The organism is Halobiforma lacisalsi AJ5, assembly GCF_000226975.2.
In the GTDB taxonomy this organism is placed as follows: domain Archaea; phylum Halobacteriota; class Halobacteria; order Halobacteriales; family Natrialbaceae; genus Natronobacterium; species Natronobacterium lacisalsi.
Window position 1 is genome coordinate 1,367,508 of sequence record NZ_CP019285.1, and the last position, 13,699, is coordinate 1,381,206.

The window sequence follows — 13,699 nt, forward strand, 5'->3', positions numbered from 1 at the left end:
CAGGGGGCCAGCCAGAGTCCGACGACCGCCGCTCGAGGGGAGCGGGAGCGACCGTCGGGACGTCCCTTGGTGACTCCACTCACCGAGACCGGGACGCCTGTTTTGTACCTCGAGCCCGTCTATCCCCACGTGACCGACACCCAGGACACGTTCGTCTTCGACGACGACTGCGGGTTCTGTACCTGGTGGGCCGACTTCTTCGACGAGCACACCGACCTTCGGATCGTCGGCTTCAGCGACCTGTCCCCCGAGTTGCGCGACCGCCTGCCGGAAAACTACGAGGCCTGCTCACATCTGGTGACCGACGACCGGGTCTACTCCTGTGGCGCGTCGATCGAGGAGGCGTTCGTCCGCTCGGACGTCGCCGGACCGCTCCGGGACGTCGTCCCGTTTCTCCGGAACTTCGAGGACTACGAACGGCTCCGCGAGCGATGGTATCGGTCGATCGCCGACGAGCGGGACCGCTGGGGCCAGTTCGTCTCGAAGACGCCGCCGGCGAGCGGCGACGGCGACGAGGCGGACGACTCGACCTCGAGCTAGCTCCCCGGTGCCGTCCCCTCGGAACCCGCATCCGGGGGTCCTCGAGGACCGCCGGCTGGACCTGGCTCCCGACCCGTTCCTGCCGCCACGAGTCGCCCTTCCCGTTTTTCGGATGCCGCCCCGATACCGATCACTCTTCGTCCCTTTCGCGTTCACCCTCGTACTCGGTCAGCCACGACCGCACGACCCCCTGTACCGCGCCGGTTGTACTCCCGAGGTTCAGCAACTGGTAACCCGCATCGGCCTTCTCGTTGACGTCGTCCATTCCGAACCCGAGGCCGCCCAGCGGGACGTCCGCCTCGAGCGCCCCCGTCCGGATCTCCTCGACCAGTTCCTCGACGTCCTCGTGGGCCGGCTCGCCGGGGTGGCCCGTCGCGACGGCCAGATCAAGCGGCCCGGCGAAGACGAACCCGAGTTCCGGCACCGACAGGATCTCCTCGAGGTTCTCGACCGCGGTCGGGTGTTCGATCGTCGCGCCGACGACGATTTCGTCGTCCTCGGTCGCCGCGTAGTCCGCGGTCGTCCCCCAGCGGCTCGCCCGCGGGTTCGCAAAGCCCCGCCGGCCCGGCTCGCCGTCGTACTCGAACCGGGCCGCACGCACCGCCTGCCGGACGTCGTCGGCACTCTCGACCCGCGAGACGAACAGGTTTCGGACGCCCGCGTCGAGGACCTTCCTGACCGTCCCGGGATCGGGGTCGGGCAACCGGACGAGCAGTTCCGTCCCCGACGTGTCCGCGGCCCGCAGGAGCTCCTCGAGGCGGTCGCCGTCCCGCGGGCTCGGACCGCCGTGTTCCAGATCGATCCAGACGAAATCCAGCCCGAGTTCGCCGTACAGTTCGACCAGCGCCGGCGAGTAGGTACTCTCGAGAACGCCCAGCGCGACGGTATCGGACTCGAGCGTCCGGCGGAGCGAGTTGATCCGCGGTGAACTCGTCATGGGCGACGGACACCGGTGGCGAAAATAAACGTTGGCGGCGAGGCTGCGGGGGACTATTTGTGGCGGGGCGACCGAGCGAGTCCATGGAGCGACTCTCGATCGACGACCTCGAGCCCGACCCGTACGACGACGACCTCCACACCGACCGCCGCGACCTCACGGGGCCGCTGTCGCTCGCGAACGTCTCGATCGTCCGGTACGCCCTCGAACCGGGCGAGCGGTTCAGCGGCGCGGCCCACGCCCATCCCGATCAGGAGGAGGTCTTCGTCGTCCTCGAGGGGGAGGCGACGTTCGAGGTCGGGCAGGCGACGGACGACGGTGGCCCGCGGACGGTCACGGTCTGCGAGAACGAGGCGATCAGGTTCGCGCCCGGGGAGTTCCAGACGGGGTGGAACGACGTCGACAACGACGAGCGACTGGTCGCGCTGGGGCTGGGCGCACCCCGGGAGAGCGGGGACGTCCTGGTCGATCGGATTCCCGTCCTCGGCGAGGGGTCGGTGATCTGTCCGGATTGCGGGCACGAACACCTGCGGATTGGCGAGGATGGACTCGTCTGTCCCGCGTGTGGGGCGACGACGACCGTCGAGGAGTAAATCCGACGACGTCGACGGGTCAGAGGTAGCCGAGATCCGCGAGCCGTTCTTTCGTTCCGGCCCCCATCTCGACGTCCTCGCCTGTAGCCTCCCCGGACAGGGATCCGAGTTCCTCCTCGAGTCGGTTCCGTACCCTCCGAACCTGCTCCCGGTTCTCGTCGCTGCGGTCCGTCCGCTCGCTGGGATCTGTCGGTACGTGGTGTAACCGCTCGTAGCCGTCGCTGCCCTGGACGTACTTGTACTCGAGCGTGCGGACCGCCCGGAGCCGACGGTCGAACTGCCGGACGCGCTCGGGGATCGCGTCCTCGCCGAACCTGGCCTCGAGGCGCTCGATCGACGGCTGCGGGGCGACGTATTCGGCGAAGGCGGCTTCGCGGACGTTTGCGGTACCGCTCGTTCCCACACCCTGGTCCCCCGCTGCCGTCACCGCGGGCAACATCGACCGCCCCGCCCCCTGGTCGCGAAGCGCCGGGTCGTCGACGCCGGCGGCCTCGAGCAGCGTGAGCGGGAGGTCGAGCAACTGGACGAGGTCGGACCGCCGGCCGACGCCCGTGAAGGGGCCGCCGTGTGCGACCAGCGGGACGTTCAACAGCGTGTCGTAGAGGTTGTACTGGTGGCCGAAGAAGTCCCGCTCGCCGATGTGCTCGCCGTGGTCGCCACAGACGACCAGCAAGGTGTCCTCCCACTCGTCCGCATCCTCGAGGGCCGCACGGAGCTCGGCGAGCTGGTCGTCGACGTAGGCCAGTTCGGCCCGGTACAGGCCACGGAGGGCGGCGAACTCGCGGTCGGAGAGTTCGTAGTCCCCGCAGTCGTAGGCGCGGGGATCCTGCCGGACGTCGACGGCCTCCTCGTAGCTCGTGTGGTCGGGGAGAAACCGCTCGGCGTACTCGCGCGGCGGATCGTACTCGACGTGGGGTTCGATGAAGTTACAGAACAGGAAGAAGGGTCGGTCGTCGTCCCGGCCGGCGAGCCAGTCGCCGATCCAGGTCGTCGTCCGGTCCGCGCCGTCGTCGCCGGCCGGCTGGAGCAACTCGCTGTAGAGGACGTTCGCGGCGTTGACGAAGGGATTCCCATCGAAGAGCCGATCGCGGGCCGCCTGGAGCTTCTCCCGTCGGTCCTCTCCCCGAACGACCGCTCCCATGTCGGTGTCGGACTGGATGTACTGCCACCCTTTCCGCAACTCGTCGAAGCCCCGGTGGAAGCCGAACTCCTCTGTCAGCCACGTGTTGTTCGAGACGCCTATCGTCCGAAACCCGGCTTCGGAAAACGCCTCGGGGAGCGTCCGGAGGTCGCCGTCGAGGTAGGTGTGTCCGCCGTGAGCGCCGTGCTCCGACGGGTAGGTTCCGGTGAACATCGAGGCGTGAGAAGGCAGCGTCCACGGGGCCGTCGCGAAGGCGTTGTCGAAGGCCGTCCCCTCCTCGGCGAGTTGTATCAGGGTCGGCGTCGTCCGTTCCCCCACGCTCGCGGCGCGAGCCGTGTCGAGGACGACAAGCGCCACGTTATTGACAGTCTCATGTGACTCGGAGTCACGTCCGTTGGATTCCGACATGGTTGGTACACCCCCACTCCACCCCTCATGGAAAAGGCCGTCCGCCCGGACTATGCAGGTGCTTCACGGTATCACGATATCGTGACGCGACGCTCGCGCGACTTCTCGACCCCGAACGTTAACGCCCTCCGCGTTGACGCTGCGGCCATGTCAGAGGAGACCGAGAACCCGATAGACCCCGAGGAACTGCCGTCGACCGCCGGCGAGTTCGCCGTGGAGTACCCCGACGTCTGGGACCGGTACGCCGATCTCGGCGAAGTCTGTGCCGCCAGCGGCCCGATCGACGGCGAAACGAAGCGACTGGTCAAACTCGCGCTCGCGGTCGCCGCCCAGTCGGAGGGCGCGGTCCACTCCCACGTCCGGCGTGCCCGCGACGAAGGCGTCCCGCCGGAGACGCTGCGCCACGTCGCCGTGCTCTCGATCCCGACGATCGGGTTCCCGCAGGCGATGGCTGCACTGAGCTGGATCGACGACCTGGTCGACGAAGGGGACGATACGGGGTCCGGAGCCCGAGAGTAGCCTCGCCCGCGCCCCCGGCTTCGACGCCCCTAACTCCGTGGCCCCAGTCCCTCGAGTCGAGAACATGCCCGCGCCACGGTTTCCGGCCTCGATCTCGGAGTCGAACGACGGGGGAGACGCCGACGGCACCGCCGGTTCCGATGCCAATGCTGATGCCGATGCCAATGCCGATGCCGCTTCCGGTACCGACGGCGACTCGAGTTCCGGGTCCATGCGCGCCTACCGGATCGCCTACGATGGCACCGATTATCACGGGTTCCAGCGCCAGCCCTCGGTCCCGACCGTCGAGGGAGCGATCTTCGCCGCGTTGCGCTCGCTCGGGGTGTTCGATCCGGACGCCGCCGACGACAGCGGTCCCGCGGTCAGACCCGCCGGCTATGCCGCCGCCGGCCGGACCGACAAAGGTGTCTCAGCGATCGCGCAGACGATCGCTTTCGAGGCCCCAGACTGGCTCACTCCGCGGGCGCTGAACGGGGAGCTGCCCGCCGACGTCCGCGCGTGGGCCGTCGCCGACGCGCCCGACGGGTTCCACGCAACCCACCATGCCCGGAGGCGGGAGTACACCTACCAGCTGTACGCGCCGCCGCTCGAGGACGACACCGACGGTTCGACTCCGGGTGGCGGCTCCGAACGGCGGACCCCGCCGATCCCGCCCGTCGCGCCCGCCGACGCGGCTCGCGTCTCCGACGAGCGGATCCAGGCCGCCTGTCGTGCGCTCTCCGGTGAACACGACTACCACAATCTCGCCGCCGACGACGATCCGGACCGTACCGAACGGTCGCTGACCGTCGAGGCGACCCGCGACGGGGACTATCTCGTCTGTACGGTCGAGGCGGACGGCTTCGCCCGGCAACTGGTCCGGCGACTCGTCTCGCTCGTCCGCGAGATCGGAGCCGGCGACTCGCCCCTCGAGAAGGTCGATCGCGTCCTCGCGGACGAGCCCCTTCCCGGCCCCGAGGGGGTCGGTCCCGCGCCGCCGGAACCGCTCGTGCTCACCGGCGTCGAATACCCCGATCCACTCGAGTTCCGGGTCGACCCGGTCGCGGCCGAGAGCGCTCGCGACGTCTTCGGCGCGCGGTCGGTCGAACGGGAGACTGGCGCGCGGGTCGCGGGGCAACTGGCGGCCGGGGTCGACGCCCCGGACGTGGATTCCTCCCTCGAGTGATCGGTCCTCGAGTGCCGTCGATGTGAGAGGGAGGCTTTTTATCTCGCGGCACACAGGTCGGCCCATGGAACTGTCGCCGGAGGAGTACGGTGCGTACTGGCGCGCGTCGATCCGGGTCGCCGGGGGCGCGTTGATCCTCTTTCTCTCGGTGCGTCTCACTGCGCCGCTGCTCTCTCACCCCAATCCCGGCGCGGTCGGCCTGGGGATCTTCCTGCTCGTCGCCCTGTTTTTCGCCGGCTCGTTCGCCGCGATGCTCGGGGTCGCCCGGGTCGTCCGGACGGCCGTCGACGCCGAGATGCGGGGGTAGGTGGAAGACGAAGACCAAGACCAAAACGAAGACAGGTATATCCATTTCGAGTCCCTCCCCGTTCGCATGAGCGATTCCGACCGGGAGGACGAGGTGCGAACCGCCGTCGCCAGCTTTCTCGAGCGGAACTTCCCCCAGATCCGGGGCCACGGCGGCGACTTCGCGATCACCGAGGTGGACCTCGAGGACGGGAACGGGAGCGTCTCGATCACCCTCTCGGGAGCCTGCAGCGGCTGTGGCGTGAGTTCGATGACGACCCAGGCGATCCAGCAGCGACTGCCGTCCGAGGTCGAAGCCATCGACGTCGTCTCGGTGTCGACCGGATTCGACGGTCTCGCGGAGGGGACCTCCCGCGACGTGCCACCGGACGTCCCGTTCTAGCGTTCGTCCCACTCCTCGGGCCAGATATCCGCCGCCCGCATCCCCGGCTCGTACTCCTGTTCTCGAAGCCGCTCGCGGAGGTCCTCGACCGCGATCCGCGACACCGACGTCCCCGCGATCTCGAGAGTCACCAGTGCGGTCAGCATGGCATGTTCCCGCAGGTTCCGGGGGTCGACCTTGTCCCGGGTGTCGGCCGCGGTGTGGCCCCAGCCCCGTCCACGGTCGCCGCCTTCGGGCGGATCGCTGTGTAACTGTAGCGAGGGCACGCCCGCCCGGAGGAACGGCCAGTGGTCGCTGAACGGGTGCGGATCGTCGTCGCGGACGACCGGCTGGCCCGCCTCGCCGGTCACGCGCTCGGCCAGGTCGCCGAGGTCGTCCGACCCGTGGGCTATCGCCACCAGGTTCCGGAACCGGCCCGCCCCGTCGACGTTGACCACGGCGTGGACCGACTCGAGGTCGAGTTCCTCGGCCAGCGCCTCGGCGCCTAACAGGCCGATCTCCTCGCAGCCGACGCCGACGAGTCGGACCCGGCGTTCGAGGTCGTCCTCGAGGGCCGCGAGGATCGGGGCCGCGCCGGCGACCGTCGCGATCCCACAGCCGTTGTCGAGAGCACCCTCCGCGACGTCGTGGCTGTCGTAGTGGGCGAGGACGACGACCTCCTCGTCGGTGTCCGGGCCGACCACGCCGGAGACGTTCCGGCTCGTGGCGTCTTCCGTCGTCGCCTCGACCGAGATCCGCGCGCGGGCGCCGCGGTCGGCGTACTCCGCGAGCCAGTCGCCGGTCTCGGCGCTGACCCCGATCCCCGGGGCGTCGGCCTCGTCGGCGAACTCGAGCGCGCCCGTCGGCGGAAGTTGCCCCTCGACGTGGTTGACGAAGACGAACGCGTCCGCGCCGGCGTCGACGGCGTGTCCGAACTTCTCCATCCGGTGGACGAACCGCTCGCCCGAGGGCGTGGTCGTACTCGCGACGGCGATCGCCCCCTCGAGGCCCGCGTCGTTGCCGGCCTCCGCGATCTCTTCCGGCGTGCCGTAGCCGACGTCGACCAGCGGTCCTTCCACGTCACCAGCCGGCGAGTACGGCAGCGCGATCGCCGCGAACGGTCGATCGCGCTCGGGAGCGTCCTCCCGGACGACCGTGAACTCGGTGCGACCGCGGTGCCAGCGACGCATCGGGAACTCACGGTGCTCGACGGCCTCGAGACCCGCGTTCTCGAACGCCTCGGCGACCAGCTCCGCCGCGCGGCGTTCGTGTTCGGAGCCACCCATCCGGTGAGGGAGTTCGGTCAACCGGGTCAGCAGTTCCCAGGGCCGGTCGTCGCGCCAGGCCCGGCCGAGCGCCCGCTCGAGCGTGGGATTCGTATCGGGTTCGCCGGAGTCGTCGGTCGCGTCGCGTTCGCTCATGCGTTAGCTCCCCGTTGTCGGCCGACCGACAAAAGCCGTCGGCCGATCCGGGACGGGGACTCCGATACGTTTTACCACATTCGTTTCGAAACCCGTGGCATGAGTTCAGTCCCCGAACGCTCGGAGATCGACGAGCAGTACACCTGGGATCTCGAGAGCATCTACGCGACCGACGACGACTGGGAAGAGGCCTACGAGACCGTCTCGGAACGGATCGAGGACCTCCAGTCCTACGAGGGACGTGTCACCGAGGACGCCGGGACGCTCCTCGAGGTCTTCGAACGCTACGAGGAGATCATGCGCGAGGTCGAGATGGTGTCGGCCTACGCCCGAATGCGCCGCGACGAGGACACGACCGACCAGCACTACCAGGCGCTGACCGCACGCGCCCAGTCGCTGTCGGCCGACGCACAGTCCGCGGCCTCGTTCATCGAGCCCGAACTCCAGGAACTGACCCGCGAGGAGTTCGACGAGATGGTCGACGAAGCGCCGGACCTCGAGACCTACGACCACTACGTCGACGACGTCCTCCGGATGAAACCCCACACGCGCTCGGCGGAGGTCGAGGAACTGCTCGCGGACCTGGGCGAGGTCACGGGCGCGACCGGGGAGGTCTACACCCTGCTCTCGAACGCGGACATGGCATTCCCGACCGTCGAGGGGCCGGACAGCGAGGCGCCACGCGCCTCGGACGAGTCGAGCGGCGACGAGCCGCGAGATGGCGAGGGCGTCGAGATCACCCAGAGCAACTTCACGAACCTGCTCAAGCGGCCCGATCGGGAGTTCCGCCGGCGGGTCTACGAGGAGTACTTCGACGAGTGGGAGTCGATGCGAAACACCGTCGCGACGGCCTACAAGAACAGTGTCAAGGCCGACGTGAAACTCGCGCAGGCCCGCAACTACGACACCGCCCGCGAAGCCGCCCTCGACGGGCCCAACGTGCCGGTCGACGTCTACGACACGCTCGTCGACACCGTCCACGACAACCTCGACAAACTCCATCGCCACGCCGACCTCAAACGCGAGGCCCTCGAGGTCGACGAACTCCGGATGTGGGACCTCTACATGCCCCTGACGGGTGACGGAGGCCCGGACCTCGAGTACGACCAGGCCGCCGAGTACGTCGTCGAGGCGCTCGAACCGCTCGGCGAGGAGTACCAGTCCCGCGTCGCCGAGGGGCTGGAGTCCCGGTGGGTCGACGTCTACGAGAACGAGGGTAAACAGTCCGGCGCGTACTCGGGCGGCACCTACGACACCCAGCCGTTCATCCTGATGAACTACCAGGACGACGTCGCCTCGATGTACACGCTGGCCCACGAACTCGGCCACTCGATGCACTCCGAACTCACCACCGAGGAACAGCCCTACGTCTACTCGAGCTACGAGATCTTCGTGGCCGAGGTGGCCAGCACGGTCAACGAGGCGCTGCTCACGAACCACCTCCTCGAGACGGTCGACGACCCCGAGTTCAAACAACACGTCCTCAACGAGTTCTTAGAGCGGGTGCGCTCGACGCTCTATCGGCAGACGCTGTTCGCGGAGTTCGAACACGAGGCCCACCGGCTCGAGGAGGAGGGCGAACCGCTGACCGCGGACCGGCTGGACGACCTCTACCGGGGGCTCAAGGCCGACTACTACGAACCCGCGGCGATCGACGACCGTATCGCCCGCGAGTGGATGCGCATTCCGCACTTCTACCGGGCGTTCTACGTCTACCAGTACGCGACCGGGATCTCCGCCGCGCTGGCGATCACCGACCGCATCTTCGAGGAGGGCGAGACCGCCGCCGAGGACTACCTCGAGTTCCTCCGCCAGGGCTCCCGCGAGTACCCCCTCGAGTTGCTGCGGGTCGCTGGCGTCGACATGAGCACGTCGGATCCGATCGACCGCGCGCTCGAGACCTACGGCGACCGGCTCGACGAGATGGACGACCTACTCGGCTGAGTGAACGCTGGTGCCGTGACCGGAGCAGAACTAACGACCGACCACCGTCTATCAACCAGTCCAATGCCGATATGAGATCAGTACGTCCTCTGGGCGACTATATCAACGAAACTCGGCCGTTGTGATCGAGAAGATCATCTCCGGTTCCGGGATGCTGATCATTCTCCGCGTCGAAGAGATCATCTTCGCCGTCCATCATATCCGTGATCTCTTCTTCGGCCTCCAAGTAGGAGACGGCTTCGTGGGGGACGGCATCGTCGATATGTGCGGCTACGATACCGTAGAAATCGACCGGTCCGCTCCAAATTCGGCCGTGAGTACGTCCGATAATCCCGAACGGACCGGACGCGACCGATGCTTCGTTTTCGACCCACTCTCCGTCGAGGTACATGTGGCGCCCCCACTCGATAGGGAACGTATTCCAGAGACTCCCTCCCTCGTCGGCTATTTCACTCGCAAGATCGTCGGCATCAGCGGTCGAATTAGAAAGAATGTTTACCGGTCCTTTCAATTCGTACCCGCCGTCATCTTCAGCGTGGTAGTATTTTGGGATGAATGAAGGATACGATTCTTGAGTGCGAAGACCGTCCCCTGTGAAATCACTAATAACTAACTCAGTTGGTTCAGACTCGAAAAGGGAGGCCCACTCGCCACCTCGCGCGTAATACGCTTTCCACTCTCTTCGCTCCTTCCGTTCAGCAGTTTTTGGGAGGTCATCGTTCGTCGGGTCACGACGAGATACCGTCGTTTCTTCGATGACCTCCTCCCTCCCATACCGTTCTTCCAGGTCAGGACTGATTTTCCGTTTCTCAATTACGACTTCTTCTGGAGTGATCGTCGCCTTCGTGATCTGTTCTCCGGTTACATAGAAATCGTCGATAGCCCGGCTTGGATTCTCTTCTTCAGCAGTCGTAGTTCCGGATACTCCGATACCCGTAGCTATGAGCGCAATTCCCGCATTACTCAGCACTTTCCGACGGCTAACCTCGTATTTTTCTCGACTATCGGTATTGGTTTCTTTCATCCGATCTTTACTATAGGATATAAAGTTATGTATTTATCCAAATGATTTATGTCGGTAAATAGTTGCAATACCACAGATTCCAGTGTGTTGAGAGATACCGTAAGCCCGGTCACCAGCTGCTTATATCGAGTCTCGCGCACGGACGATTGGGTTCGGTATCTCTCACTACAAGAGATAAACCAACCAAGTGAATCGGTCTCGTCGGCCGATATAGTTCGAAAGAGCGTCGCTCTTTCGTCATTATGAAAGGCACTCTGCTCCTTTCGAACGACAAAACGAGATACATCGAAGTCTCATCACGGGGTACGAGTGTTGGAATTGTAACAAAGTTAGTACCGTCAAAATGGCCTGCCCGGCGATATCTGGTGTGGGGCTCGCACCCTTTGACGCGGGAGGACGTCACTACTGGCTCACTAATTCAATTACAACGCCAAAAGCAACTGAAACTGCGTAGAAATATGCTAATAGAAGAAGATATCCGATTGCCGTCCCGAAAACACTTCCTCGAAAGAAGTCACCGACCCTGTGGACAAGCACGTTTATCGGCGCCATGAGGATACCGAGTATCAGTTCGAGGATCTGAAACGGAAGCGAAGCTTCACCGGCATCTACCAGCAGGAACGCGAAATAGGCAGCGATGACTGTCCAAATAAATGCGAACGGAACGAGAACTGTCCGTCTCGGCCTGATGACGTCTGAAAGGTTTTCATACATCGTTCGACTCTCCTACCTTTCTGGTTGAAATATCATCAATCATTTTCATTTGATTGTTATACCCTGTGTATACGATAAATGCTATTGCACCGCGTTTCGTTAAGTGATACTTACTGTCTTGTTTCGTTATGAACCCTCTATCTTTGAGTTTTTGATGGATATTATACACTGTACTTTTCGAAATGCCGCGATCGTTCGCCAATTCTCGTTTATATTTGGGGGACTCCCAGAGCGATTCGAGTATGTCTGCATGTTGGCAGACCAGTTGGAGGGTTCGGTTATCCGCCACGTTCAATGATGTTCTCTACTGTTTATTAACTTTAACCAATAAATATATTTATCTTAAAGATGATCTCGCTGATTGCTCGATACGCGTTTATATTTTCTCATCACGCGGCGAATTCTCTCACGAAACAGACGTATCGGTGGGTGAAAATCTGCCGTTTCGTCATTGGCGTCAGTGATTCAGTTAGACCTACACTCGATCAGTCGTCGTTTCACGTTCAGGCACCCGTGACTACATTCGATGAAATCCGATCGAGTTTCCCGAACGGTGTGGGGTGAAATCCGTCCGCGACCCAAAGGCACATTTATCGTCGGGGCCGTATCGGCGAACGTCAGGATGTCTCGAAGTCCGTCTATCCCCGACCGACCTCATCGCGATATCGATCCGGATCTCCCCGACGACGAGCGACTCGAGGCGCTCCGGGGCCATTTCGAGGATCTCGTCGACGTGAACGACCAGCTCTCGGAGCAACTCGAGGAGGCCGAGGACCGCCGAACGCGGCTGCGGGAGAAAGTCGACCGCGTCGAACGGGAAAACGAGACGCTCAAGAGTTCCTCGCTGTACATCGCGACCGTCGAGGACGTGATGGACGACGACGAGGTCGTCGTCAAACAGCACGGGAACAACCAGGAGGTACTCACCGAGGTCTCCCCGCGGGTCGCGGACCGCGTCGAACCCGGCGACCGCGTCGCCGTCAACGACTCCTTCGCGATCCAGACGGTCCTCGATGCTGAGACCGACGCCCGCGCACAGTCGATGGAGATTACCGAACGCCCCGAGGTCGGTTACGAGGACATCGGCGGTATCGACGAACAGGTCCGCGAAGTCCGCGAAGCCGTCGAACAGCCGCTGGCCGAGCCCGAACGCTTCGAGGAGGTCGGTATCGATCCCCCGAGTGGCGTTCTGCTATACGGCCCGCCGGGCACCGGGAAGACGATGCTCGCGAAGGCCGTCGCGAACAAGACCGACGCCACCTTCATCAAGATGGCCGGCTCCGAACTCGTCCGCAAGTTCATCGGTGAAGGGTCCCGGCTCGTCCGTGACCTCTTCGAGATGGCCCGCGAGCGCGAACCCGCCATCATCTTCATCGACGAGATCGACGCCATCGCCACGACTCGCTCCGAGTCAAAGACCTCCGGCGACGCCGAGGTCCAGCGGACGATGATGCAACTGCTTAGCGAGATGGACGGCTTCGAGCCCCGCGGCGAGATCCGGATCATCGCCGCCACGAACCGATTCGACATGCTCGACCGCGCTATCCTCCGTCCCGGCCGGTTCGACCGCCTCATCGAGGTGCCCAAGCCGAACGCGGAGGGCCGCGAGATCATCTTCGACATCCACACCCGCGGGATGAACGTCAGCGACGACGTCGACTTCGCGGAACTGGCCGACGAGACCGACGAGTACTCCGGGGCCGACATCGAGAGCCTCGCCACCGAGGCCGGGATGTTCGCGATCCGGAACGAACGCGACGAGGTCCGCCACGAGGACTTCCTCGAGGCCTTAGAGAAACTCGAAGACGAGGACTCGAGCGACGTCGTCTCCTCGGCCGGGTACTTCTACCAGTAAGTCTCGGATCGAACTCGAGTCCGGATTTGATCGCGCTCGTTCGGGTTCGGTCGGCGACTCCGTTTCCCGTTTCCCGTTTCCCGTTTCTCGTTTCCTCTTTCACCTTCCTTCCCTTGTTCCGTTGCCCGCGAACGTCTCACGTTCCAAGCAGGACTCGAATCGCAACCCCTTACGTCGGCTGTCCGCAAGGAGGGCTATGAGCACGATCAGAGTCGTCTGGGGGTCGGCGACCGCGCCGACCGAGATGGCGTCGTACGACGCGGCCCTCGCGGATGCCGGCGTCGAGAACTACAACCTCGTCGCGGTCTCGTCGGTCATTCCAGCCGTCGCCGACGTCGAGGCCGTCGGCACTGCGCCCGACCTCGGACCCGCGGGGCAGCGATTGACCGTCGTAGAGGGACGAGCGACCACGGCAGGCCCGGGAAGCGTCAGCGCCGCGCTCGCCTGGTCGCAGTCCGCGGGTGACGACGGGGTCCCCGGCTCCGGCCCCGGACTGTTCTACGAGGCTGCCGGCGAGACCGACCCCGACGACGTCGAGCGTCGCGTCCGGGAGGGACTGGCAGCCGGACAGGAGCTCCGCGAGTGGTCGTTCGGGGAGACGAACGTCGCCGTCGAGAACAGTCGCGCCGAGCCGGGGGAGTACGCCACCGCGCTCGTCCTCGCGGTCTACGGCGACAGCGACCCGATCGTATAGCGCGTTCGGGCCTTGCAACGGCACAACGACGTTGAGCGAAGGCGAACCCTTTTGACCCACCGGCCCTTTGGTAGGGC

General features: G+C 64.8%; 15 protein-coding genes. 9 read left to right on the top strand and 6 right to left on the bottom strand.

Annotated features, from left to right (window positions below; all coding sequences use genetic code 11):
• Positions 1-102 precede the first annotated feature (102 nt).
• Positions 103-540 carry a DCC1-like thiol-disulfide oxidoreductase family protein gene (locus CHINAEXTREME_RS06435; RefSeq protein WP_007139801.1) on the top strand — a complete coding sequence of 146 codons (438 nt, stop codon included), beginning with the start codon at positions 103-105 and terminating at the stop codon, positions 538-540.
• A 130-nt stretch (positions 541-670) separates the two neighbouring features.
• On the opposite strand, the gene CHINAEXTREME_RS06440 is transcribed toward CHINAEXTREME_RS06435, so the two are convergent.
• Positions 671-1,477: an HpcH/HpaI aldolase family protein gene (locus CHINAEXTREME_RS06440; RefSeq protein WP_007139800.1), complete on the bottom strand. Its 807-nt coding sequence runs from the start codon at positions 1,475-1,477 to the stop codon at positions 671-673.
• An 83-nt stretch (positions 1,478-1,560) separates the two neighbouring features.
• On the opposite strand from CHINAEXTREME_RS06440, the gene CHINAEXTREME_RS06445 reads away from it, so the two are divergent.
• On the top strand, positions 1,561-2,070 hold the full coding sequence (locus CHINAEXTREME_RS06445; RefSeq protein ID WP_007139799.1) for a cupin domain-containing protein: 510 nt from the start codon (positions 1,561-1,563) through the stop codon (positions 2,068-2,070).
• Positions 2,071-2,089: 19 nt separating this feature from the next.
• Here the strand turns inward: CHINAEXTREME_RS06445 and CHINAEXTREME_RS06450 are convergent, their stop codons facing one another.
• A complete protein-coding gene (locus CHINAEXTREME_RS06450; RefSeq protein ID WP_029601493.1) occupies positions 2,090-3,619 on the bottom strand; it encodes a sulfatase in 1,530 nt (509 codons plus the stop codon).
• A 147-nt stretch (positions 3,620-3,766) separates the two neighbouring features.
• Between CHINAEXTREME_RS06450 and CHINAEXTREME_RS06455 the strand changes: the two genes are divergently transcribed.
• The 4 genes from CHINAEXTREME_RS06455 (at position 3,767) to CHINAEXTREME_RS06470 (ending at position 5,991) form a co-directional block, all read left to right on the top strand.
• Entirely contained in the window at positions 3,767-4,138 is a 372-nt protein-coding gene (locus CHINAEXTREME_RS06455) for a carboxymuconolactone decarboxylase family protein (RefSeq protein ID WP_029601494.1), read from the top strand.
• A 211-nt stretch (positions 4,139-4,349) separates the two neighbouring features.
• Entirely contained in the window at positions 4,350-5,303 is a 954-nt protein-coding gene (gene truA, locus CHINAEXTREME_RS06460) for a tRNA pseudouridine(38-40) synthase TruA (protein WP_029601495.1), read from the top strand.
• Positions 5,304-5,367: 64 nt separating this feature from the next.
• A complete protein-coding gene (locus CHINAEXTREME_RS06465) occupies positions 5,368-5,610 on the top strand; it encodes a hypothetical protein (protein ID WP_007139795.1) in 243 nt (80 codons plus the stop codon).
• Between the two features lie 66 nt (positions 5,611-5,676).
• The gene (locus CHINAEXTREME_RS06470; protein ID WP_029601496.1) at positions 5,677-5,991 is read left to right on the top strand and encodes a NifU family protein; all 315 of its coding nucleotides are present in this window, start codon (positions 5,677-5,679) and stop codon (positions 5,989-5,991) included.
• Here the strand turns inward: CHINAEXTREME_RS06470 and CHINAEXTREME_RS06475 are convergent.
• Entirely contained in the window at positions 5,988-7,391 is a 1,404-nt protein-coding gene (locus CHINAEXTREME_RS06475) for a M28 family metallopeptidase (protein WP_007139793.1), read from the bottom strand. The two genes, CHINAEXTREME_RS06470 and CHINAEXTREME_RS06475, sit on opposite strands and share 4 nt — an antisense overlap.
• Before the next feature lie 99 nt (positions 7,392-7,490).
• Here CHINAEXTREME_RS06475 and pepF point away from each other — a divergent pair, with 99 nt between their 5' ends.
• Positions 7,491-9,335 (top strand): oligoendopeptidase F, encoded by a 1,845-nt coding sequence (gene pepF / locus CHINAEXTREME_RS06480; RefSeq protein WP_007139792.1) that lies wholly within the window; start codon positions 7,491-7,493, stop codon positions 9,333-9,335.
• Positions 9,336-9,432: 97 nt separating this feature from the next.
• On the opposite strand, the gene CHINAEXTREME_RS22160 is transcribed toward pepF, so the two are convergent.
• The 3 genes from CHINAEXTREME_RS22160 to CHINAEXTREME_RS22415 form a co-directional block, all read right to left on the bottom strand.
• On the bottom strand, positions 9,433-10,359 hold the full coding sequence (locus CHINAEXTREME_RS22160) for a hypothetical protein (RefSeq protein ID WP_238593363.1): 927 nt from the start codon (positions 10,357-10,359) through the stop codon (positions 9,433-9,435).
• A 402-nt stretch (positions 10,360-10,761) separates the two neighbouring features.
• Entirely contained in the window at positions 10,762-11,073 is a 312-nt protein-coding gene (locus CHINAEXTREME_RS06490) for a hypothetical protein (RefSeq protein ID WP_007139790.1), read from the bottom strand.
• Positions 11,066-11,362 (bottom strand): helix-turn-helix domain-containing protein, encoded by a 297-nt coding sequence (locus CHINAEXTREME_RS22415; protein WP_076738703.1) that lies wholly within the window; start codon positions 11,360-11,362, stop codon positions 11,066-11,068. The genes CHINAEXTREME_RS06490 and CHINAEXTREME_RS22415 overlap by 8 nt, the downstream gene beginning before the upstream one ends.
• Before the next feature lie 333 nt (positions 11,363-11,695).
• On the opposite strand from CHINAEXTREME_RS22415, the gene pan2 reads away from it, so the two are divergent.
• Entirely contained in the window at positions 11,696-12,928 is a 1,233-nt protein-coding gene (gene pan2, locus CHINAEXTREME_RS06500; protein ID WP_076738704.1) for a proteasome-activating nucleotidase Pan2, read from the top strand.
• Between the two features lie 196 nt (positions 12,929-13,124).
• Positions 13,125-13,622, top strand: coding sequence for a pyruvoyl-dependent arginine decarboxylase (locus CHINAEXTREME_RS06505; protein WP_007139788.1), 498 nt, complete (start codon positions 13,125-13,127; stop codon positions 13,620-13,622).
• The last annotated feature ends 77 nt before the right edge of the window (positions 13,623-13,699 follow it).